The 19,954-nt window shown below is 73.8% G+C and carries 20 protein-coding genes; 9 read left to right on the top strand and 11 right to left on the bottom strand.

The features are described from left to right. Nucleotides 1–371 precede the first annotated feature (371 nt). Nucleotides 372–1,349 carry an aldo/keto reductase gene (locus K7I03_RS13065; protein ID WP_185941461.1) on the bottom strand — a complete coding sequence of 326 codons (978 nt, stop codon included), beginning with the start codon at nucleotides 1,347–1,349 and terminating at the stop codon, nucleotides 372–374. A gap of 385 nt (nucleotides 1,350–1,734) precedes the next feature. On the opposite strand from K7I03_RS13065, the gene K7I03_RS13060 reads away from it, so the two are divergent. Beyond that, nucleotides 1,735–3,108, top strand: coding sequence for a glycosyltransferase (locus tag K7I03_RS13060; RefSeq protein ID WP_185941460.1), 1,374 nt, complete (start codon nucleotides 1,735–1,737; stop codon nucleotides 3,106–3,108). A gap of 273 nt (nucleotides 3,109–3,381) precedes the next feature. On the opposite strand, the gene K7I03_RS13055 is transcribed toward K7I03_RS13060, so the two are convergent. Further along, entirely contained in the window at nucleotides 3,382–5,142 is a 1,761-nt protein-coding gene (locus tag K7I03_RS13055) for an isocitrate lyase/phosphoenolpyruvate mutase family protein (protein WP_224347025.1), read from the bottom strand. Nucleotides 5,143–5,206: 64 nt separating this feature from the next. Between K7I03_RS13055 and K7I03_RS13050 the strand changes: the two genes are divergently transcribed. Both K7I03_RS13050 and K7I03_RS13045 read left to right on the top strand, forming a co-directional pair. Continuing rightward, nucleotides 5,207–5,881 carry an ArsR/SmtB family transcription factor gene (locus K7I03_RS13050; protein WP_185941459.1) on the top strand — a complete coding sequence of 225 codons (675 nt, stop codon included), beginning with the start codon at nucleotides 5,207–5,209 and terminating at the stop codon, nucleotides 5,879–5,881. Between the two features lie 97 nt (nucleotides 5,882–5,978). Next, nucleotides 5,979–6,941: an RNA polymerase sigma-70 factor gene (locus tag K7I03_RS13045; RefSeq protein ID WP_185941458.1), complete on the top strand. Its 963-nt coding sequence runs from the start codon at nucleotides 5,979–5,981 to the stop codon at nucleotides 6,939–6,941. 50 nt (nucleotides 6,942–6,991) lie between these two features. Here the strand turns inward: K7I03_RS13045 and K7I03_RS13040 are convergent, their stop codons facing one another. Further along, complete coding sequence (locus K7I03_RS13040; RefSeq protein ID WP_221902666.1) at nucleotides 6,992–7,687, bottom strand: DinB family protein; 696 nt, start codon at nucleotides 7,685–7,687, stop codon at nucleotides 6,992–6,994. A gap of 510 nt (nucleotides 7,688–8,197) precedes the next feature. Between K7I03_RS13040 and K7I03_RS13035 the strand changes: the two genes are divergently transcribed. Beyond that, nucleotides 8,198–9,214 carry a helix-turn-helix domain-containing protein gene (locus K7I03_RS13035; RefSeq protein WP_185941457.1) on the top strand — a complete coding sequence of 339 codons (1,017 nt, stop codon included), beginning with the start codon at nucleotides 8,198–8,200 and terminating at the stop codon, nucleotides 9,212–9,214. Nucleotides 9,215–9,287: 73 nt separating this feature from the next. On the opposite strand, the gene K7I03_RS13030 is transcribed toward K7I03_RS13035, so the two are convergent. The 4 genes from K7I03_RS13030 to K7I03_RS13015 all read right to left on the bottom strand — a co-directional run bounded on the left by K7I03_RS13030 (nucleotide 9,288) and on the right by K7I03_RS13015 (nucleotide 11,729). Continuing rightward, nucleotides 9,288–9,629 (bottom strand): cupin domain-containing protein, encoded by a 342-nt coding sequence (locus K7I03_RS13030; protein WP_185941456.1) that lies wholly within the window; start codon nucleotides 9,627–9,629, stop codon nucleotides 9,288–9,290. A 58-nt stretch (nucleotides 9,630–9,687) separates the two neighbouring features. Beyond that, on the bottom strand, nucleotides 9,688–10,578 hold the full coding sequence (locus K7I03_RS13025) for a putative protein N(5)-glutamine methyltransferase (RefSeq protein ID WP_224347024.1): 891 nt from the start codon (nucleotides 10,576–10,578) through the stop codon (nucleotides 9,688–9,690). A 229-nt stretch (nucleotides 10,579–10,807) separates the two neighbouring features. Beyond that, nucleotides 10,808–11,146: a deoxyxylulose-5-phosphate synthase gene (locus K7I03_RS13020; protein WP_185941455.1), complete on the bottom strand. Its 339-nt coding sequence runs from the start codon at nucleotides 11,144–11,146 to the stop codon at nucleotides 10,808–10,810. Nucleotides 11,147–11,225: 79 nt separating this feature from the next. Then, nucleotides 11,226–11,729 (bottom strand): MarR family winged helix-turn-helix transcriptional regulator, encoded by a 504-nt coding sequence (locus K7I03_RS13015; RefSeq protein ID WP_221902665.1) that lies wholly within the window; start codon nucleotides 11,727–11,729, stop codon nucleotides 11,226–11,228. A gap of 178 nt (nucleotides 11,730–11,907) precedes the next feature. Here K7I03_RS13015 and K7I03_RS13010 point away from each other — a divergent pair, with 178 nt between their 5' ends. From K7I03_RS13010 to K7I03_RS13000, 3 genes are all read left to right on the top strand, one after another. Beyond that, nucleotides 11,908–12,336, top strand: a complete 429-nt coding sequence (locus tag K7I03_RS13010) for a DMT family transporter (RefSeq protein WP_185941454.1) — start codon at nucleotides 11,908–11,910, stop codon at nucleotides 12,334–12,336. A 69-nt stretch (nucleotides 12,337–12,405) separates the two neighbouring features. Then, entirely contained in the window at nucleotides 12,406–12,726 is a 321-nt protein-coding gene (locus K7I03_RS13005; protein WP_185941453.1) for a DMT family transporter, read from the top strand. A 157-nt stretch (nucleotides 12,727–12,883) separates the two neighbouring features. Beyond that, nucleotides 12,884–14,377: an amino acid permease gene (locus K7I03_RS13000; RefSeq protein ID WP_221902664.1), complete on the top strand. Its 1,494-nt coding sequence runs from the start codon at nucleotides 12,884–12,886 to the stop codon at nucleotides 14,375–14,377. A gap of 143 nt (nucleotides 14,378–14,520) precedes the next feature. Here K7I03_RS13000 and K7I03_RS12995 read toward each other — a convergent pair whose 3' ends face one another. Together K7I03_RS12995 and serC are read right to left on the bottom strand one after the other, a co-directional pair. Next, nucleotides 14,521–15,039 (bottom strand): DinB family protein, encoded by a 519-nt coding sequence (locus tag K7I03_RS12995; RefSeq protein ID WP_185941452.1) that lies wholly within the window; start codon nucleotides 15,037–15,039, stop codon nucleotides 14,521–14,523. A gap of 87 nt (nucleotides 15,040–15,126) precedes the next feature. Further along, nucleotides 15,127–16,248, bottom strand: coding sequence for a phosphoserine transaminase (serC, locus tag K7I03_RS12990; protein WP_185941654.1), 1,122 nt, complete (start codon nucleotides 16,246–16,248; stop codon nucleotides 15,127–15,129). Between the two features lie 228 nt (nucleotides 16,249–16,476). Here serC and K7I03_RS12985 point away from each other — a divergent pair, with 228 nt between their 5' ends. Then, nucleotides 16,477–17,124: a class I SAM-dependent DNA methyltransferase gene (locus K7I03_RS12985; RefSeq protein ID WP_185941451.1), complete on the top strand. Its 648-nt coding sequence runs from the start codon at nucleotides 16,477–16,479 to the stop codon at nucleotides 17,122–17,124. 304 nt (nucleotides 17,125–17,428) lie between these two features. Here K7I03_RS12985 and K7I03_RS12980 read toward each other — a convergent pair whose 3' ends face one another. Continuing rightward, the gene (locus tag K7I03_RS12980; protein WP_224347023.1) at nucleotides 17,429–18,721 is read right to left on the bottom strand and encodes an MFS transporter; all 1,293 of its coding nucleotides are present in this window, start codon (nucleotides 18,719–18,721) and stop codon (nucleotides 17,429–17,431) included. A gap of 98 nt (nucleotides 18,722–18,819) precedes the next feature. Here K7I03_RS12980 and K7I03_RS12975 point away from each other — a divergent pair, with 98 nt between their 5' ends. Further along, nucleotides 18,820–19,275: a winged helix-turn-helix transcriptional regulator gene (locus K7I03_RS12975; protein ID WP_185941450.1), complete on the top strand. Its 456-nt coding sequence runs from the start codon at nucleotides 18,820–18,822 to the stop codon at nucleotides 19,273–19,275. 162 nt (nucleotides 19,276–19,437) lie between these two features. Here K7I03_RS12975 and K7I03_RS12970 read toward each other — a convergent pair whose 3' ends face one another. Next, a complete protein-coding gene (locus K7I03_RS12970) occupies nucleotides 19,438–19,827 on the bottom strand; it encodes a VOC family protein (protein WP_185941449.1) in 390 nt (129 codons plus the stop codon). Nucleotides 19,828–19,954 lie beyond the last annotated feature (127 nt).

Here is a 19,954-nt window from a genome sequence, read left to right as displayed (position 1 = left end):
AACTGAGGGGGTTCGTTACCCTTCCAAGGTGGACCCGAAGACCAGAAACCGGATCATGACCGGGGCGCTTGCCCTGGTGCTCGTCATTGTGGCCGTGGTGGCGGCTGTGCGCTGATTGCCGCCTGTGGCGGGGGGTGCCCCGGTCCCTCCCCCAGAGGGGGCACCCCCACTTCGCCGCTTCCCGGGGGCGAGCCCCCCGGACCCCCTGAAGCGCGCTGCGCGCGCTGTCCTCAAACGCCGGACGGGCTGATATAGCCCGTCCGGCGTTTGAGGACGAGCGGCGAAGCCGCGACAAGCGGGGTCTGGGGCGCAGCCCCAGGAATCGGCGAAGTGGGGGTGCCCCCTCTGGGGGAGGGACCGGGGCAGCACCCCTACCAGGCGAAAGCCTCCGGCGTCTCGCCCGGCCCCGGGAAGATCTCGTCCAGCGACACCAGGAGCTCCTCCGGCAGCTCCAACTCCACAGCCTTCAGGGCGGAGCCCAACTGCTCCACCGTCCGGGGCCCCACGATCGGCCCGGTCACCCCCGGCCGCGCCAGCAGCCACGCGAGGGCCACCTCGCCGGCCACGAGCCCATGCGCGTCGACGACGTCCTCGTACGCCTGGACGCGTTCCCGCACCGCCGTGTTCGCGAGCGCCTCCGCCGACCGTCCCGTCTCCGCCGCGCGGCGGATCGCCCCGCCCAGCAGCCCGCCGCCCAGGGGCGACCAGGGGATGATGCCGAGCCCGTAGGCCCGGGCCGCCGGGATGACCTCCATCTCGGCCCGCCGCTCGACCAGGTTGTACAGGCACTGTTCGCTGACCAGCCCGTACGAGCCGAGACTGCGGGCGGTCTCGTTGGCCTGGGCGATGTGCCAGCCGGCGTGGTTGGAGGAACCGGCGTAGAGGATCTTGCCCTGCTGGACCAGGACGTCGACCGCCTGCCAGATCTCCTCCCAGGGCGTCTCCCGGTCCACGTGGTGGAACTGGTAGAGGTCGATGTGGTCGGTGCGGAGCCGCCGGAGGCTGGCCTCCACGGACCGCCGGATGTTCAGCGCCGACAGCCGGGACCGGTTGGGCCACTCGCCCTCGGCCCCCGGTTCCGTCGCGCCGTACCCCTTGGTGGCCAGCACCACCTTGTCCCGCCGGCCGCCGCCCTTGGCGAACCAGTCGCCAATGATGATCTCGGTCCGGCCGCGGTCGTCGCGGGAACCGTAGGTGTTGGCCGTGTCGAAGAAGTTGACGCCCGCAGTGAGGGCGGCGTCCATGATCGCGTGGCTGTCGGCCTCGTCGGTCCGCGGTCCGAAGTTCATCGTCCCGAGAACGATCCGGCTGACACTGAGTCCCGTGCGCCCGAGTTGCGTGTACTCCATGCGCCCAGCCAACGCCCTGGGCCGGGCGGGAATCAAGGGTGACTCTTTCGAGGGCGCGGCGGGCTCGCGGCCCGCGACGGGGAGCGCGACGTGCGCCGGGGCGCGGACGTGTACGTAGGTGGCCACGGCAAATATTCGGAATCGTGGCGCATCGGGGTGGAACCGGCATCCCGCCCGGGTAGCCCGAAGACCGGACGAGAGCGACGAGCCGAGAGAGGCGCCGCCCGCGAGGCCCCGCTTCAAGGCCGGGCGGCCCTCGGAGCCGGGCGGTTCCCGGAGCCGGGTGACCCTCAAGGCTCGCCGGTCGTCGAACCCGCCGGTTCTCGAAGCCGGCCGGTCGTCGAAGCCGCGCGTCCCGGACGAGAACGCCCGCGGAAAGGATCCCGTGGCCGCACTGGACAGGATCGCCCAATACGTCGCCCTCGGGGTCGCCCTGTGCACGGTCGTGTACAACATCCCGCTCCTCCTCCGGGGCATCGCCCTCGCCCGCCGCGCCGACGGCTCACTCCGGGGTCAGCTGGGAGCGGCACACGAGCGGCCCGCCCCGCTCCCCGCCGACTGGAGCGTCTTCGTCCTCCTTCCCTGTCTGAACGAGGAACGCGTCGTCGGCAACACCCTGCGGTGCCTGCTCGACGGGCAGCCGGGTGTGCGCGCCGTCGTCGTGGACGACGGCAGTGACGACGCCACCTCCCGCATCGTGGCCGCCGTCGGCGACGACCGCGTGACCCTCCTCCGCAGGACGCCGCCGGCCGCGCGGCAGGGCAAGGGCGCGGCCCTCAACACCGGCCTGCGTGCGGTGCGCGAGCGGGCGGGGAAGGAGGGCCTCGACGCGTCGCGGGTACTGGTGTGCGTTCTGGACGCCGACGGCCGGATGACGCCGGGCGCCGCGAACCGGGTGACGCGGCTGTTCGCGGAACCGGGGGTGGGCGCGGTCCAGTTGGCCGTGCGCATCCGCGGCAGGCACCGCCTGCTGCTGCGGTTGCAGGACATGGAGTTCTGGGCCCTGAGCGCACTGACCCAGTTCGGCCGGGTCCGCACCGGCTCGGTGAGCATGGGCGGCAACGGCCAGTTCAGCAGGCTGTCCGCGCTCGACGGCGTCGGGACCCAGCCCTGGTCGGACTCCCTGACCGAGGACCTCGACCTGGGCATCAGCCTCGCCGCCCGGGGCTGGACGGTCACCTCCACCACCACGGCGTACGTCTCCCAGCAGGGGCTGACCAGCCCGCGCCGGCTGCTCCGCCAGCGCACCCGCTGGTTCCACGGTCACATGAGCGCCATCAAGCGCCTGCCGGAACTCTGGGCACGTCCCGCCGTCGGCTTCCTCGGCCGCGTCGAGCTCACCGGCTACCTGCTCGGCCCGTACGTCGTCACGTTGCCGGCCTCGGTCGTCCAGCACTACTCGATCTTCCGCGCGCTGTGCGGCCACGGCGTCGGCACGCCTCTCCTCGTGCCCGGCCCGGTATGGCTCAACCTCCTGGCCTGGCAGGCGCTTCCCTTCGCCGCCTACCTGGCGGCGGCGTTGCTCTACTGGCACCGGACGGACGACCTTCCGCTCTGGAAGGCGGTCTGCTGGTCCCCCGCCGTGGTGGTCAGCCTGTATCTGAGCTTCGCGGCCGGCTGGCGCGCTCTGGGGCAGATCGTCACCGGGCGGGGGCACTGGACCAAGACCGAACGCGCGGTGGAGGCGCCTGTCGCGGGCGGGACGCCCGCTCCCGGAGAACGGACGGCCGAAGGTGCCGGGTCCGCGGAGTACGGGTAGCGGACGGGCGGGTTCCCTTCCGCCCGGCCGGGTTCCCTTCCGCCTGGCCGCGTTCGCTTTCGCCCCGGTCGGGATCCGGGCACGCCGGGGAGCGAACGGGCGGGGTACTTCCCGTGGTTGCCGGTGCCGCGGTGTGAGGGGCGGCGCTGGAGGCGGAGCCCGGTCCACCGGCCGGCGCGCGCTTCGCGCGGTCACAAGGGGGACGCCGTCGGCAGGGCCTTCGCCCAGCGATTCCGGTCGGCGTACTCCTCCGGGCCGTCCACCGCCCCCTCGTCACCGCGTACCGTCCCCCGGCCCGCGCCGCCCGGGGGCCGACAGTGCCTGTACCTCCGCGTAGGAGGGCGCCGGAAGGCGGCGTTCCACCGACCGGCCGTCGCGTACGGCGGTCGCGACGGCCACGGCCGCCGCCAGGGCCGTCCGGTAGGGCAGCGAACCGAGGCTCACCCGGCGCACCCCCAGGGCCGACAGCTCGGCGAGGGTGGGACCGTCCGGTGCGTGCAGGACGTTCAGCGGGACGAGCAGACCGGCGACCAGGGCGGCGATGCCGTCCGGGTCCGTGAGGCCGGGCACGAACACGCCGTCGGCGCCCGCCTGTTCGTAGCGCGCGAGGCGTGCGGCCGTCTCCTCCCGGCGGACGCCGAGCCAGTGGGTGTCGGTGCGGGCGTTCACGAACAGGTCCGGTACGGCGGCCTTCACGGCGGCGATCTTCGCGGCGTGCAGGCCGGCGGGGGCGAGGGTGCCGTCCGGACGGCCGTCCTCCAGGTTGATCCCGACGGCTCCGGCCGCGTGAAGCTCCCGGGCCAGCCCGGCCACCTCCTCCGGGTCGTCGCTGAACCCGCCTTCGGCGTCGACGCTGAGGAGGAACGGACCGCGCCCGAGCCGGCGGGCCAGCGCGAGCGTCTCCCCGGCGGTGGCGGCGGCCCCGTCCGGGAGCCCGGCCGCGGCGGCGACGCCCAGGCTCGTCGTGCCGACCGCCGGGAACCCTTCCGCGGCGAGCGCGGCGGCGGAGGCGTGGTCCCAGGCGTTCGGCAGCAGGAGCGGCGCGGAGCGGTGGTGCAGCCGGGCGAAGGGGGTCGACGGGCGGCGGCCCAGCAGCCCCTCGGCCAGGGCGAGGGCGTGTGCCCGGCCGGGGCACGGGCGGGGCTCCGCCCCGAAGGTGAGCGGTGCGGGGTGGGTGCGGTGGGCGGCGGCGATGTCCAGGACGACCACGTCGCCCGCGGCGATGTCGCGTCCGGCGAGGCGGGTGGGGCGGGTGGCCACGCGCCGCATGCCGCGCAGGGGGGTGTTCTCCCGGATGACCCGCGCCAGCGGTTTGTTGCTGCCGGTCGCCGTCTCCACCAGTGCGGCGGTGGCGCAGGCTTGTACGAGGAGGCCGATGCGGTTGGCGACTGCCTCTGCGTGGGGGGTATGCCCCGGTCCCTCCCCCAGAGGGGGCACCCCCACTTCGCCGTTTCCTGGGGGCTGCGCCCCCAGACCCCCTTGATCGCGGCTTCGCCGCTCGTCCTCAAACGCCGGACGGGCTGAAATCAGCCCGTCCGGCGTTTGAGGACAACCGCGCGAAGCGGGGTTTCGGGGGTGCGGGGGCTCGCCCCCGCAAGAAACCGGGGGCGCCCCCAGCAGCGCCACCAGCCGTCCCACCGCCTCATCCGCGGCCGGATCCTCACCACCGAAGTAGACCCCGGCCACCAGAACCACGTCGTCAGCGACCTGCCGAGGCTCCGGCATCCCCAGAGCCTCCGCCAGCGCGCGCACCACCCGCACTCGAACGTCTTTCCCGGCCCGTGCCGGAGCCTTCCCCTCCACCGCCCGCCGCAAGGCGCCGGGCTCCACGCGGGCCAGTTCCGCCTCCACCAGGGCCCGCCGCCGGCGGTGCGTCTCGCCGGAGGAGAAGCGGGCCACGGTGGCCCGCAGCCACGCGACACTCGCGCCGGCGGGGCCCGGCGCGCCGGCCGGGAGTTCGGGGGCGAGGGCGGGGTCGGCGAGGGCGGCCCGGATGTCGGCGGCGTCGTCGAGGACGTGCGTGTGCGTCGTCATGCCCCGACGCTACGGCCGGAACGTTTCGGCGCCCGCCGAACCGTTCCCGCGCCATGATGACGTCATGTCACCTCTCGCCGAGACCGCCGCGCTGCTCGCCGACCGCACCCGGGCCGCCTTCTGCCAGGCCCTGCTCGACGGCCGCGCCTGGACGGCGGGCGAGCTGGCCCGCCACGCGGGGGTGCGGCCGTCCACCGCCAGCGAACAGCTCTCCCGCCTCGTCGAGGGCGGCCTGCTGACCGAGGAACGCCAAGGGCGGCACCGGTACGTCAGGCTGGCGGGCCCGGAGGCGGCCGGGCTGATCGAGGCCCTCGCCTCGTACGCCCCCGGTACGCCGCGCCCGGACGGCCTGCGCGCGTCCGTCCGGCTCGGCGCCGAGGCCCGGGCCCGTACCTGCTACGACCACCTGGCCGGCCGGCTGGGCGTGACCCTGGCCGACGCGATGCTCGCCCGGGGCCTGGTGGCCGCCGACGCCGGACTCGCCGTCACCCCGGCGGGCCGCGCCTGGCTGGCCGACGCCCTCGCCTTCGAACACCCCGCGGGCAACCGCCGCCCCCTGGTCCGGAGCTGCCTCGACTGGACCGAACGCCGCCACCACCTCGCCGGTGCCCTGGGCGCCGCCCTCTGCGCCACGGCGCTCGACCGCGCCTGGGTACGCCGCGTCGGATCCGGACGGGCGGTGAAGGTCACGCCGGACGGCGCGGAGGCGTTCCGCGAACTGCTGGGGGTGGACGCGTAGGCTGCCCGGCGTCCGCGAGCCACCCCGGATGTCACAGGCGGCGCCGCCGTCTCGTCGTGTAGGGGAGCGGAGCATTCTCGATCATGGGGGTACGGCGATGACGACGACCGTGGAGCACACGTCACAAGAAAGCGGCACGAGCAGGACCGACGACTTCGAGGAGCTGCGCCCCCTCCTCTTCTCGATCGCCTACCGCCTCCTGGGCAGCGTGAGCGAGGCCGAGGACGCCGTGCAGGAGACCTGGCTCCGCTTCGCGGGCACCCCGACGCGGCCCCGCTCGGTCAGGGCCTTCCTCTCGACCACGGTCACCCGGATCGCCATCGACGTGCTGCGCTCGGCCCGCGTCCGGCGGGAGGCGTACGTCGGTCCGTGGTTCCCCGAGCCGCTGCTCGCCGACCCCTATGCGGATCCGGAGCGCTCGGCGGAGCTGGCCGACTCCGTCTCGATGGCCGCCCTGTTGCTGCTGGAACGGCTGAGTCCGGCGGAGCGGGCGGTGTTCGTGCTGCGGGAGGTGTTCGACTTCGGCTTCCCCGAGGTCGCGGCGGCCGTGGGACGCTCCGAGGCGGCCTGCCGCCAGCTCGCCGTCCGGGCCCGGCGTCACATGGCCGACGGCCGCCCGCGCTTCGAGGCGGCCCGCGAGGAGCGCGAGGAACTGGCGGCACGGTTCTTCGGCGCCCTGCGCGAGGGGGACGTCACCGGTCTGCGCGGCCTCCTCGCCACCGACGCGTCCGTGGTCGGGGACGGCGGCGGGAAGACCCCGCAGCTCGCCAGGGCCGTCGTCGGCGACGGGAAGGTGGCCCGGCTGCTCGCCGCCTTCTTCCCGCGCCTGGCGCACGCCGACGTCACGTACGAACGCCGGGAGGTCAACGGGCAGGAGGGCGCGGTCTTCCGCGATCGGGACGGCAAGGTGCTCCAGGTCATGGCGCTCGACGTCCACGACGGGCGGATCCACGCCATCCGCATCGTGCTCAACCCGGACAAGCTCGGGCACGTCGGACCGGTCGCGGACGCCTGGGCGATCCACGACGAGCTGCGCCGCAATCCGAGGTGCGCGGTCTGAGGACGGCCGTGTCGAGGCGGGCAGAGCGAGGAGGCCGCGCCCGCCGCCTGCTACAGCTGCCGCGGCCGCCCGTCCCACCGCCACCGCGTCACCCGCTCCCGGCCCGGGAGTTCGCCGCGGCCGGTGGCCCACAGCAGGGTGGCCCACGGGTCGGTGTCCGCCGGCGCGCCGGGGAACAGTCGGGCGCGTACGCGGGCGCACACGTCGGCGGGCGGGTCCCAGGCCAGGCCGAGGCCGGCCGCGAGGTCGTGGGTGTGCAGGAGCGCCTCGACGGTGCCCATGGCGGCGAAGCCGGCCGGGTCGGACGCGCCGAAGACGTGGTGCGCCCGGACGTCCGGCGGCGTCGTCCGGACCACGGCGACCAGCAGCGCGCCGCACGCCTCCAGCACCTGGAGGAGTCCGTCGGGGCCCGCCGCGCGGTCCGCGTGGATGACGTTCGCCGGCCCGCCCGGACGCCGGCTCTCCCACACGAACGGAACCTCGCCGTCCTGCGGGGGCCGCCGCGGGCCCAACTGGGCGGCGTAGGCGAAGAAGTCGTCGCTCAGGTGCTCGACGGTCTCCCAGCACGTCCACTCCAGGCCGCCCGCCGGGCGGTCCCAGGCGGCCGGTTCGGCCTGCCGGAGGGTGTCCGACGCGAGCCGTACGACGAGGGCCAGGTCATCGGCGAAGGCGGAAGCGGAAGCGGAGGCGACGGAAGGGGAGGCGGCGGAAGAGGGCGTACGGCCGGGAGGCGGAGGAGTCACCATGCGGTGAACGTACTGTGCGCACCGGCGCCGCCGACAGCGCGTTTCGCACGTGACGAGAGCGCGTACCGCCCTGCTCCGAGGGCACCCGGGAAAGGGGAGGGCGCCGTCCCGCCCCCACGCGGGACGGTGCCCTTCCGCTTCGTCCAGGCATGCCCCCCAGCACAACCCCGCCGTCCCCCCAAGAGTCGGCAGGGCCACCTGGACCGCGCCGCGTCGGCGGCGCCCGGGCCGATGTGGAGGCGGCCCGCCCGGGGAGTGTGGGGCAGGCGGGACCGCGCCCGCAAAGCCCTTCGGCCCTGGCCGAATACCGGTACCGGCAGGGGGCCGGAGGGGCGCGTCCGGTCGCGCTTAACATAAGCGGACGAACGAGCCTCTTCGTCCTGTACGTACCCATGCGTTCCCATGCGTTCCCTGCGGCCCGCTATGGGGTGGTCGTGCGTCCGGCCATGGGACGGCCGAAGGGTCCGCTCGTGCCCTTGTTCCCGCGCAGCGACCGGAGGGAGGTCGGCCATGACCCTGCGACTGCACTTCGAGGCGGAGGACCTCGCCCGGATCCGCGTCACGCCCGTACCCGACCCGCTCGCGGAGGCCACGTTCAGCCTGCCGCTGCTGCAGAGCCCCGGCCTGGGCGCGACCGCGTTCGACGGCTGGCGGGAGCGGTCGCTGCGCCGGCTGACCCCGGCCGTCCGGCCGCTGCTGGAGCTGGCGCCGGCGGGCCTGGACGAGTACGTGCCCGAGGCGTTCATCCGGGTCCGGGGCTCGGCCTCGCTGGAGGACAGCCTCCGGGCCACCTGGAGCATGCCGCGCCGGATCTGGACGGCCGACCTGTCCGTCACCGAGGAGTGGCGGTCCGACGTCCCCCGCTGGATCGGCGACCTGCACACCGGCGACCGCGAGGCCGCCCGGCTCGTCGACCGCGGCTTCCGCGCCTACTACGACGCCGCCATCGCGCCCTACTGGCCCCAGCTGGCCGCCGCCGCCCACGCGGACCGGACCCACCGCGCCCGCGTCCTCGCCGACCACGGCGTCGAGCGGCTGCTCGCCGACCTCCACCCCACCCTGCGCTGGGAGTCGCCGGTCCTGCACGCGCCCTGCACGCTCGACATCGACCTGCGCCTCGGCGGCCGGGGCGTGCTGCTCACCCCCACCTTCTTCCTCACCGCGCCGGTGCTCCGCCTGGACAGCGCCGACCCCGACGCGCCCCTGGAGATCCGCTACCCGATCGCCCGCGAACCGGCCGCCCACCTCTCCGTCCTCACACCACCCACCGGCACCGGGCGTCCCGGCGAACTCGCCCACCTGGAAGCCCTGATGGGCCGCACCCGGGCCCGCGTCCTCGCCGCCGCCGCGACCGGCGGCAGCACCGCGGAACTCGCCCGCTCCGCCGGCGTCTCCCCGGCCTCCGCCAGCGAACACGCCACCGTGCTGCGGACGGCGGGCCTCATCACGACGCGCCGCGCCGGCCCGTCGGTGCGGCACACACTGACGCCGCTGGGCCGGGCGTTGCTGGAGAACGGACCGGGGTGAGCGGGGCAAGGTGAACAGGCCGGGGTGAACGGGCCGGGGTGAGCGGGCGCGCCCGCCCCGTAAGGGCGTCGAGTCAGTCCGCCGCCCGCTCGACGATCACCAGCGTGCCGTGGCTGCCCGGCAGCACCGCGTGCGGAGTGCCCGCCGGGACCGTGTACAGCGCACCCGGCCCGACGTCCACCGGGCGCCCGTCGACGGCCAGCCGGAGCAGGCCGTCGAGGACGAGCAGCGCCTCGGCCGCCTCATGCCGCTCCTCCGGCACCGGACGCCCGTCCATCCGCAGCACTTTGATCTGCGCGGTCCCCACCTGCCCCACGACCGCCGAACTCCAGGCTGCGGGCAGCCGGGCGGACACTCCGGTCACATCGGTCGAACCCGTCGAACCCGTCGAACTCGCCGCTCTCGTCGCGCACATGGGCACACGTCTCCTCCGCGGCCGGCACGTGGGGACACACCGGCCGCCGCTGTGGTGATCAGGGATGACGGGAGCGTATGCGCACCGGACCGTCGGTGGGTCGACCGTTCGGCAAAGACCGGGACGAGGGGCGGACGCCCCCGCGCCCCGGCCGGGTCCCGACGACGACCGTGGCGTCCCGTTCGTCGCAGACCGCCAGGCGCGGCACCAGCCCCGCGCCGGCGAACAGGGCCATCGACCGCACCGCCTGCCGCTCGCTCGTCTCCATCAGCAGCCGGCCGCCCGGCGCCAGCCACCGGACCGCCTCCGTGGCCACGCGGCGCTGCACGTCCAGGCCGTCCGCACCGCCGTCCAGTGTCACCAGCGGCTCGTGGTCGCGCGCCTCGGGCGGCAGCAGCGGGATCTCGCCGGTGGGGACGTACGGGGCGTTGGCCACCAGGACGTCCACCCGGCCCCGGAGGCGTGCGGGAAGTGGTGCGTAGAGGTCGCCCTCGTACACCCGGGCCGCCGGCCCGAGGTTGCGCCGGGCGTAGTGGACGGCGGCCGGTTCGACGTCGGCGGCGTGCAGTTCGACGCTGCCCAGGGCCGCGGCCACCGCCGCGCCCACCGCGCCCGAGCCGCAGCACAGGTCGAGGACGACCGCGCCGGGACGGGCCGCCGCGACGGCCTGCTCGACCAGGAACTCGGTACGGCGGCGGGGGACGAAGACCCCGGGGCCCACGGCGACGCGCAGCCCGGCGAACTCGGCCCAGCCCAAGACGTGTTCCAGGGGGACGCCGGAGACGCGCTGCTCCACGAGGGCGTCGAGGGCCGCGGCGGAGCTTGCCGCGGAGTGGAGCAACTCGGCTTCCTCCTCGGCGAAGACGCACCCCGCGGCCCGCAGCCTGCTGACGGTCGAGGAAAGCGAGGAGAGAGGGGTGAGAGGGGAAAGAGAGGATGATGTCGACATGAGAGCCTTCCGGGGAATCAGAAGGGCACTCCCGTACGCCGCGTCGCCTACGCGGCGACCGCACTCATCCGGAGGGGGAGCACCCGACCTGCCACTGCGGTGATCGGTCCCACCTCCTCAGGTCGTACGCGGTTCTGGTCGGCGTCACTGTACCTGACCCGCCGTCCGCCGGCCGGTCGGGGCCGGGCACCCTGCCCGGAGGCCGGAACGCCCTCGTCCGCCGGTCCGTTCAGGGCAGTTCGCGCCGGACGAGCGCCCGCGCGAAGGGCTCGCCGGTCCGGCGGGCGTACGTCATGCGCTCACGCACCTCGAAGAGGGTCCGCGGACGGTAGCCGGGGCCGTCGTCGCAGCAGTCCGTATGGAAGCGGACGCCCGCGTTCAGGAGGACGGAGAGGGTGCGCCAGCCCGCCGCGTCCCGGCGGCGCGGCGGCTGGAACGCGGCCCCCGCCTCGGTCATCGGCTCCGCGCAGCCCGGACAGCGCCGCGCCGGTTCCCCCGGCCCGAGCCGCGCCAGCTTGAACGACGACCGGCAGGGGAGGCAGACGTGTGAGGTCTTCGCGGGAGGCATGGCGAGAAGGGTAGGCGGGGTCGCGCGACAGGCGCGAACGCTTTTGCGTCCCAGGGACTTTCGGGGGTGCGGGTGGAGGTCAGCCCAGGGTGCTCCGCAGGGCCGCGACCGTCGCCCCCGCGCCGCTGTCGTTCTCGGCCGCCTCCTCCAGCGCGGCGGTGAGGGTGGCCTCGTACGTGGCGGTGGCGGCGGTGTGCCGTGCGCGGCCGGCCTCCTCCAGGACGGTGTAGACGCCGCGCTTGTCGTCCGGGCAGACGTCGCGGTACGTGAAGCCGGCCGCGTTCAGCCGGCCGACCAGGCGGGTCACGGAGCTCTGGTTGAGCCCCAGCCGGTCGGCCAGTTCCTGCATGCGGAGCTCACTCCGGGGCGCGGCGGCCAGGAAGCCCAGCGCCCGGTACTCGGAGAGGCCGAGGCCGTGGTGGCGCTGGAGCGCGGTGCTCAGCCGGTGCTCGACGTGGGCGTGGAGGGCGAGGAAGCGGTGCCACATGCGGGCGTCCGCCGAGGGTGCGGGGGTTGGTGCGGGGTCCGTCGGACGGCCGGACGCCTCGGAAGACTCGGCGGGCCTGGCGGTCGGTGCGGGCATCTGCGGCTCCGGAGCGGTCGTGGTGGCGGTGATGACGGTGGCGGCGGCGGTGTGGGTGGCTGTACGGCGTTGACACAAGATTACTTGCACATGCATGCTTCTTCCTGTCCCCAAAAGCATGCACGTACATGCAACTACATGTGTCGACCATCCGCCAACGCCCGGAGGAGCCGGAACCATGGCCTGGATCTACCTGCTCATCGCGTCCGTCTTCGAGGTCGTCTTCGCCCTCGCCACCAACGCCACCGAAGGCTTCACCCGGTTGGGGCCCTCGCTGCTGACCGCCGGGGCCGCCGCGGGCGGCATCTTCTTCCTGAGCCTGGCGCTGCGGACGCTCGACGTCGGCGTGGGCTACACCGTCTGGACGGGCATCGGGTCCGTCGGCACGGTCGTCCTCGGCTCGGTGATCTTCGACGAGCCGGTCAACGCCTGGAAGGTGCTCGCCTTCGCCCTGATCATCGGCGGGGTGCTCGGCCTCAAGCTCGCCGACGGGTTCGGCGGGTCCGGCGGGTCCGGGGAAGCGGGCGCGGGCGACGAAGCGGGCGCGGACGGCGAGGGCGCGTCCACCGGCCGGCGCCGCGCCCCGGCCTCCCCGGCCTCCGCCTGAACCGTCCGCCCCTCACCACCACCCCTCTCGTAACCCTGTCGCCACCCCCCCCCGCAAAGGAGCGCCGTCATGGCCTGGGTCTACCTCGCCGTCGCCATCGTCTTCGAGATCGCCTTCGCGCTGGGCACCAACGCCACCAAGGGCTTCACCCGGCTCTGGCCGTCCGTCTTCACCGTCCTCGCCGCCGCCGGCGGCATCTTCACCCTCAGCCAGGCGCTCAGGACCCTCGACGTGGGCGTCGGCTACACGATCTGGACGGGCATCGGCTCCATCGGCACCGTCGTCCTCGGCGCCGTCCTCTACAAGGAGAAGATCACGCTGCCGAAGCTGCTCTCCTTCGCCGCGATCATCGCCGGGGCCGTCACGCTCAAGCTGGCGGCCGGCGCCTGAGCCCCGGCGTACGGGGTGTGACCTGCGCCCCTGTGCTGTATGAAGATCTCGAAAACACTTGTCGATGGCCGAAAAGCGTACCTAGGGTCGCGGAACCGAGCTCCGTGCCGAAGAGGCGGCACGGCTCGTCGGCACGGATCGAGAAGGGTTCTGTTGCATGCAGCCACCGACAACGGGCGGGACGACGCCCGCCGAGCCCGTGGACGCCGTTCCCGGCAAGGGCGGCGCGGGGATCGCGGAGCAGGCCGGGCCGGCCGGGCATGACGCGGGGGCCCGCGGGGCCGAGACCGCCGAGGGCTACAAGCGCGGACTCGGCACCCGGCAGATCCAGATGATCGCCATCGGCGGCACCATCGGCACGGGCCTGTTCCTGGGCGCCGGAACGGCCATATCCCAGGCCGGGCCGAGCCTGATCATCTGGTACGCGGTGGCCGGCGCCGTCCTGTTCCTGGTGATGCGCGCGCTCGGCGAACTCCTCACCCACCGCCCGGTGTCCGGTAGCTTCGCCGAGTACGCCCGGGAGTTCCTCGGCCCGTTCTGGGGGTACGCGACCGCCTGGACCTACTGGATCATGTGGGTCACCACCGGCATGGCCGAGATCACGGCGGCCGGGCAGTACGTCAAATACTGGTTCCCAGGCGTGGCCCAGTGGCAGACGGCCCTGGTGTCGCTGGTGGTGCTGCTGGCCGTGAACATGATCTCGGTGAAGGCGTTCGGCGAGCTGGAGTTCTGGTTCGCGCTCGTCAAGGTCGTGGCCATCGTCGCGATGATCCTCGTCGGCGTCGCCGTCCTGGTGGTCGGTTTCGGCGACGTCGGTGACACCGCTTCCGTGACCCACCTGTGGAAGGACGGCGGGATCGCGCCGCACGGCGTGCACGACTCCCTGATGACGCTCCAGATCGTCCTCTTCGCCTACCTCGGCGTCGAACTCGTCGGCGTCACCGCCGGCGAGGCGGAGGACCCGCAGAAGAACATCCCCCGGGCCATCAACAGCCTCCCGGTGCGCTTCGGCCTCTTCTACATCGGCACCCTCATCGTCATCCTCTCCGTCGTCAGCTGGGCCGAGTTCAGCCCCGGCGTCAGCCCCTTCGTCGCCGCCTTCGCCAAGATCGGCATCCCGGCCGCGGCGGGCATCGTCAACTTCATCGTGCTCACCTCCGCGCTGTCCTCCTGCAACGCGGGCGGCCTCTACTCGACGGCCCGCATGCTGCGCACCGCCTCCGTCAACGGCCACGCCCCCAAGGCCCTCTCCCGGCTCACCGGCCGCGGGGTCCCCGCCCCCGCGCTCTGGGTGTCGGCGGTCGTCATGGGACTCGGCGTCCTCATCAACGCCCTCGACCCGGAGCACGCGTTCGCCTACATCACCTCGGTCTCGACGGGCGGCGCCATCCTCGTCTGGAGCGTCATCCTCGTCACCCACCTCCGCTACCGCCGGGCGGTGGCGAGGGGAGCGGCGGAACCCTCCCCGTACCGCCTCCCCGGCGCGCCCTACACCAACATCCTGGCGCTGGCCTTCTTCGCGTTCGTGACCGTCCTCATCGCCTGGAGCGCGGACACCCGGATCGCCCTGTACGTGATGGGCGTCTGGGTCGTCCTGCTGCTCCTGGGCTGGGCGGCCCTGCGGCGACGAGGGACGACGGCCCGGGCCTGACGTGGCCTGACGGGGGAGGGACCGGAGGGCGCCCCGGCATCCGTGCCGGGGCGCACGGCGTTGTCGGCCCCCGGCCCTCAGCGCCCCGGCCCGGAACGGGCCGGGCTCCCGGCGGGCCCCGCCACTGCACAACTGCCCGGCGCCTACACGCCCGTGACCCCGTCCACCGCCTCCCGGAGGAGATCCGCGTGCCCGTTGTGGCGCGCGTACTCCTCTATCAGGTGGATGAGGATCCAGCGCAGGGACACCACCTCCGAGCCGAGCCCCGCGGCCTCTTCCGGCGACAGCCGCCCCACGTCGTCCAGCGAGGCGTCCGCGATCAGCTCCCGCCCGACCGCGATCTCGGCCCGCCAGGCGGCCAGGGCCTCGTCCAGCCCCTGCGCGGGGTCGAGCCCGAAGCCGGCGTGCGCCGGGATCTCCGGCACCGTGCGCCCGGCGAACACCCGCTGGAACCAGTTGCGTTCCACTATCTCCATATGCCGGACCAGGCCCAGCAGGGACATCGTGGAAGGCGAGACGGAGGTGCGGCGCACCTGCTCGTCGTCGAGACCCCGGCACTTCGTCTCGAGCGTCGCGCGCTGGAAGCCGAGCCAGCTCTCCAGCGCCTCGCGCTCGCCGGCGAGCGGGGGCGGAACGGGTCGGCCGTCGGGTGTCGTCGTCATGGAGCCACCTTCCCACGCACCACTGACAATCGCCCCGGCTCGCCGGCCTACCCGGACCTCCCCGAACGTCCTCCCCAGGTCACGGCGTCAAAGCCGCTCCACCACGAAGTCGACGCACGCCGTCAGCGCCTCGACGTCCGCCGGGTCGATCGCCGGGAACATGGCCACGCGCAGCTGGTTGCGGCCCAGCTTGCGGTACGGCTCGGTGTCGACGATGCCGTTGGCGCGCAGCACCTTGGCCACGGCCGCCGCGTCGACGTCGTCCGAGAAGTCGATCGTGCCGATGACCTGCGACCGCTTGGCCGGGTCGGTGACGAACGGGGTGGCGTGCTTGGACGCCTCCGCCCAGCCGTAGAGGGCGCGGGCCGAGGCGGCCGTGCGGCGGACGGCGAAGTCCAGGCCGCCCTGGCCGTTCAGCCACTTCAGCTGCTCGTCGAGGAGGAACAGGGTGGCGAGCGAAGGGGTGTTGTACGTCTGGTTCTTCAGCGAGTTGTCGATCGCGGTGGGCAGCGAGAAGAACTCGGGGACGTGCCGGCCGGAGGCGTGCACCCGGGCGGCGCGCTCCAGCGCGGCGGGGGAGAAGACGCCGATCCACAGGCCGCCGTCGGAGGCGAAGGACTTCTGCGGCGCGAAGTAGTAGACGTCCGTCTCGGCGATGTCCACAGGCAGGCCGCCCGCGCCGGAGGTGGCGTCCACCAGGACGAGCGCGCCCTCGTCCGCCCCCGCCACGCGGCGGATCGGCATGGCGACGCCGGTGGACGTCTCGTTGTGGGTGAGCGCGTAGACGTCGGTGCCCGGCTCGGCGTACGCCTCGGGGTGGGTGCCGGGGTCGGCGGAGACGACGGTCGGCTCCGCGAGCCAGGGCGCGAGCTTCGCGGCCTTGGCGAACTTCGAGGAGAACTCGCCGAAGGAGAGGTGCTGCGACCTGGACTCGATCAGGCCGTGGGTGGCGATGTCCCAGAACGCGGTGGACCCGCCGTTGCCGAGGATCACCTCGTAGCCGTCGGGGAGCGGGAACAGCGCGCGGATGCCGTCGCGCACGGACCCGACCAGGTTCTTCACCGGCGCCTGGCGGTGGGACGTGCCGAGCAGCGAGGATCCGGTGGCCGCCAGGGCGGCGAGCGCCTCCGGGCGCACCTTGGACGGGCCGGCGCCGAAACGGCCGTCGGCGGGCTTGATGTCGGCGGGGATCTGGATATCAGCCTGGATGTCAGCCACGGGGGCAGCCTAATCCGTCGGACGGTCGCGGGTGGAGGAATGTCCATCGGGTGAGACGTGCGTTCGGGCAGGCGGGGGCGGCGCTGGACTCCGCGGTCGCCGAGGCGATCGGCCCCTCCGGAGAGCGGCCGGCGCCCGTCGCGGACGGGCGTGAGGGCGCCGGGGCCCATGGCCCAGGCCCCCTCCCCACCGGAGAACGCGCCCCGCTACGGTCTCCGGATGACCGAATCCGACGCCCTGCCCACCACCCGCGAGGCATACGACGCCGTCGCCGCCACCTACGCGGACCTCTTCCGCGACCACCTGCGCGAACGCCCCCTGGAACGCGCCCTCCTGAGCGCCTTCGCCGAGCTGGTACGGACGAACGGCGACGGCCCGGTCGCCGATCTCGGCTGTGGGCCGGGCCACATCACGGCCCACCTCCACGAGTTGGGCCTGAACGCCTTCGGCATCGACGCCTCGCCCGCCATGATCGAGCTCGCCCGCGAAGCGAGCCCCGCCCTGCGGTTCGAGACGGGTTCGATGTCCGCCCTGGACATCGAGGACGGCACGCTCGGCGGCGTGCTCTCGCGCTGGTCCGTCATCCACACCCCACCGTGGGACCTGCCCACCATCCTGGCCGAGTTCGGCCGCGTCCTGGCTCCCGGCGGACACCTCCTGATCTCCTTCCCCGCGACGGACGCCCCGGACGACGAGCCGCAGCCTTACGAGCACACGGTGGCGACGGCCTACCGCTGGTCTCCCGACCGCTTCGCCACCCTCCTCCGCGAGCATGGGCTGACGGAGACGTCCCGCCTGCTGATCGAACCGGAGCCCACGGACCGCCGGCAGTTCCGCGAGGTCCAGCTCTTGGCTCGGAAGGCGTAAGCGAAAGGCGTAAGCGGCCGCCCAACGGGCCCCTGCCGGGCGGGTGCCGGACGGGGGCTTCCGGCACCCGCCCGACCCGAACGCACCGTCGGCCGACGGCGTACCGGAAGCGGCCACCGGAGGGCGGATCGTTTTATCGGACCGTATGCGTGACGATCCGGGTGCCGGGCCGTTCACCCGGTGTGCGCGCCGCCGGGCCGAGTGGCCAGGGCTTCTCCAGCGCGACGTCGGACGGATCTCCGATGAGCCACGATGAAATGGAGGCTTCCGTCCGGAACTTCGTCGACACGTACGATCCCGACGACTAGCGGAGCGGAACCGCACGGTGATCCCCCGGGGCCGTCCCGGCCCGCCGGGTGATCAACCACAGCACGAATCCGAGTCCGGCGAACCCGGCCCCCAGGGCGCACACCGCCCCCCACCCGGCCGCCGCGTAGAGGGAGGTCGCGGCGAGGGCGCCGACGGCGCTGCCGATCGAGTAGAAGACCATGTATCCGCCGATCAGGCGGCTGCCGGCGTCCGGGTGGAGGGTGTAGATCAGGGTCTGGTTGGTGACGTGGACCGCCTGGACGGCGAGGTCGAGGACGATCACGCCGAGGAAGAGGGCCCAGAGCGAGCTGCGGGTGAAGGCCAGGGGCAGCCAGGAGGCGGTGAGCAGGGCCAGGGCGATGCCGGTGGTGCGCCGGGAGTGGCCGCGGTCGTTCAGGCGGCCGGCGACGGTCGCGGCGAGGGCGCCGGCGACCCCGATCAGGCCCAGTGCCCCGATCGCGCTGTGGGAGAGGCGGTACGGGGCCTCGCTGAGCGGCAGGGCGATGCTGCTCCACAGGGTGCTGAAGGAGGCGAAGACCAGCAGGCAGAACGCGGCCCGCAGCCGCAGGAGACGTTCCCGGGCGAAGAGGGTGAGGGTGGAGCGCAGGAGCTGCCCGTAGCGCAGGGTGGTCGGCGGGGTGGCGACGCGGCGCGGCAGCACGTGGTGCAGGACGAGGGCGAGCAGCGCGGTCAGCGACGCCGAGGCGACATAGACGGACCGCCAGCCCGCGAGGTCGGCGAGCAGGCCGGACGCGGTCCGCGCGAGCAGGATCCCGGTGACGACGCCGCTGGTGACGAGGCCGACGACCCGCCCGCGCCCGGCGGGTGGGGCGAGGGAGGCCGCGAAGGCCACCAGCGTCTGCGTGACGACGGCGAGCAGCCCCGTCGCCGCCATCCCCACGAGCAGCAGCGCCGCCGAGCGGGCGGCGGCCACCAGGGCCAGCGCCCCGACGAGGAGCAGCAGTTGGACGACGACGAGCCGCCTGCGGTCGGCGACGTCACCCAGCGGCACGAGGAAGAACAGCCCCAGCCCGTACCCCACGTGCGTGAGCGTCACGACGCTGCCGACGACCGCCGGGCTCATGGCGAGGTCGTGGCCCATGGTCACCAGGAGCGGCTGGGAGAAGTAGACGTTGGCCACGGCCGCCCCGCAGGCCACGGCGAAGAGGAGGACGAGGCCGCGGGAGAGGGTGAACGCGGGCCCCTGTTCGCCCTGTTCGCCGGCCCGTCGTGGCGCGGCCCGCCGCTTCGCGGCCTGTCGTGTCACGCTCCCGCTGTCGCCGGACATCGGCACCCCCACCTTTCCCTGGTTGCAACTTGCCACCAGCACCCGACCGTAAACCCGCTTGGTAGCATGTTGCAACCAGCCCGAGAGTGAGGGACGCCATGGTGACCAGGACCCGCTTCGACGACAGCGAATGCCCCGTCGCCCGCTCGGTGGACGCGATCGGCGACTGGTGGTCCCTGCTGATCGTCCGCGACGCCTTCGACGGGAGCCGGCGCTTCGGCGAGTTCCAGCGCAGCCTCGGCGTCGCGAAGAACATCCTCACCGCCCGGCTGCGCACCCTCGTCGCCGGCGGCATCCTGGAGTCCGTCCCCGCCTCGGACGGCAGCGCCTACCGCGAGTACGTCCTGACCCCGAAGGGCAGGGCGCTCTTCCCCGTCATCGTGGCGCTGCGGCAGTGGGGCGAGCAGCACTTCTTCGCCCCTGACGAACCCCACTCGGAGCTCCTCGACCGCCGCCGGGAGCGGCCCCTGCGCCCGCTGGAGGTCCTGTCCGCGGACGGCCGACGGCTGGACCCTGACGACACCGTCGTCCACAAGCTGCCCGCCACTCGGTGAACCGGGCTGGGGGCCGGTCGGTGTCCCTGCCGGGCGGCGCGGGGCGGTCGTGCCGGCCGCGGGCCGCGTCCCGCGCCGGAACGCGGCCCCCGGCTCATGCGCCTACGCCGGCCATCCGCCGCCTACGCCGGCCATCCGCCGCCTACGCCGGCCATCCGCCGCCTACGCCGGCCATCCGCCGTACGGGACGGTGATGAGCTCCATGGCGTGCCCCGACGGGTCCATGAAGTACACGCCGCGGCCACCGTCGTTGTGGTTGACCATGCCCGGGTGCTGTCGCCGAGGGTCGGCGTAGTGCTCGATGCCGCGCCGCGTGATCAGTGCGTACGCCGCGTCGAACTCCTCCTCCGACAGCAGGAAGGCGTAGTGCTGCGGAGCGATCTGTTCCGCGGGGATCGTGGCGTAGTCCAGCGTGACGCCGTTGTTCAGCGCGACCGCGATGAACGGGCCCCACTCCGCGGCGATTTCGAGGCCGAGCAGTTCCGTGAGGAACTCGGCGGATTCCCGGTTGTCCCGGGCGTGGACGATGGTGTGGTTCAGCTCGACTGGCAAGGAATGCCTCCAAAGGCATATCCCCGGCACCTCCATGCCTCACCCGGCCGGTGACCGGCACGCGATGCCGTCGTCGATCTTACGGCGGGACGCGACGGCGCGACGACGTCACCTCGCCACGACGCCC

Source organism: Streptomyces mobaraensis (assembly GCF_020099395.1).
Taxonomy (GTDB): domain Bacteria; phylum Actinomycetota; class Actinomycetes; order Streptomycetales; family Streptomycetaceae; genus Streptomyces.
Note: the sequence above shows the minus strand (reverse complement) of the source record. Positions and strands in the feature narration are given on the sequence as shown.

Coding starts and splice junctions, on each gene's coding strand:
- K7I03_RS13065 (WP_185941461.1), bottom strand. CDS start 1,349: ATGGAGTACACGCAACTCGGGCGCACGGGACTCAGTGTCAGCCGGATC.
- K7I03_RS13055 (WP_224347025.1), bottom strand. CDS start 5,142: ATGACGACGCACACGCACGTCCTCGACGACGCCGCCGACATCCGGGCC.
- K7I03_RS13050 (WP_185941459.1), top strand. CDS start 5,207: ATGTCACCTCTCGCCGAGACCGCCGCGCTGCTCGCCGACCGCACCCGG.
- K7I03_RS13045 (WP_185941458.1), top strand. CDS start 5,979: ATGACGACGACCGTGGAGCACACGTCACAAGAAAGCGGCACGAGCAGG.
- K7I03_RS13040 (WP_221902666.1), bottom strand. CDS start 7,687: ATGGTGACTCCTCCGCCTCCCGGCCGTACGCCCTCTTCCGCCGCCTCC.
- K7I03_RS13035 (WP_185941457.1), top strand. CDS start 8,198: ATGACCCTGCGACTGCACTTCGAGGCGGAGGACCTCGCCCGGATCCGC.
- K7I03_RS13030 (WP_185941456.1), bottom strand. CDS start 9,629: ATGTGCGCGACGAGAGCGGCGAGTTCGACGGGTTCGACGGGTTCGACC.
- K7I03_RS13025 (WP_224347024.1), bottom strand. CDS start 10,578: ATGTCGACATCATCCTCTCTTTCCCCTCTCACCCCTCTCTCCTCGCTT.
- K7I03_RS13020 (WP_185941455.1), bottom strand. CDS start 11,146: ATGCCTCCCGCGAAGACCTCACACGTCTGCCTCCCCTGCCGGTCGTCG.
- K7I03_RS13015 (WP_221902665.1), bottom strand. CDS start 11,729: ATGCCCGCACCGACCGCCAGGCCCGCCGAGTCTTCCGAGGCGTCCGGC.
- K7I03_RS13010 (WP_185941454.1), top strand. CDS start 11,908: ATGGCCTGGATCTACCTGCTCATCGCGTCCGTCTTCGAGGTCGTCTTC.
- K7I03_RS13005 (WP_185941453.1), top strand. CDS start 12,406: ATGGCCTGGGTCTACCTCGCCGTCGCCATCGTCTTCGAGATCGCCTTC.
- K7I03_RS13000 (WP_221902664.1), top strand. CDS start 12,884: ATGCAGCCACCGACAACGGGCGGGACGACGCCCGCCGAGCCCGTGGAC.
- K7I03_RS12995 (WP_185941452.1), bottom strand. CDS start 15,039: ATGACGACGACACCCGACGGCCGACCCGTTCCGCCCCCGCTCGCCGGC.
- K7I03_RS12985 (WP_185941451.1), top strand. CDS start 16,477: ATGACCGAATCCGACGCCCTGCCCACCACCCGCGAGGCATACGACGCC.
- K7I03_RS12980 (WP_224347023.1), bottom strand. CDS start 18,721: ATGTCCGGCGACAGCGGGAGCGTGACACGACAGGCCGCGAAGCGGCGG.
- K7I03_RS12975 (WP_185941450.1), top strand. CDS start 18,820: ATGGTGACCAGGACCCGCTTCGACGACAGCGAATGCCCCGTCGCCCGC.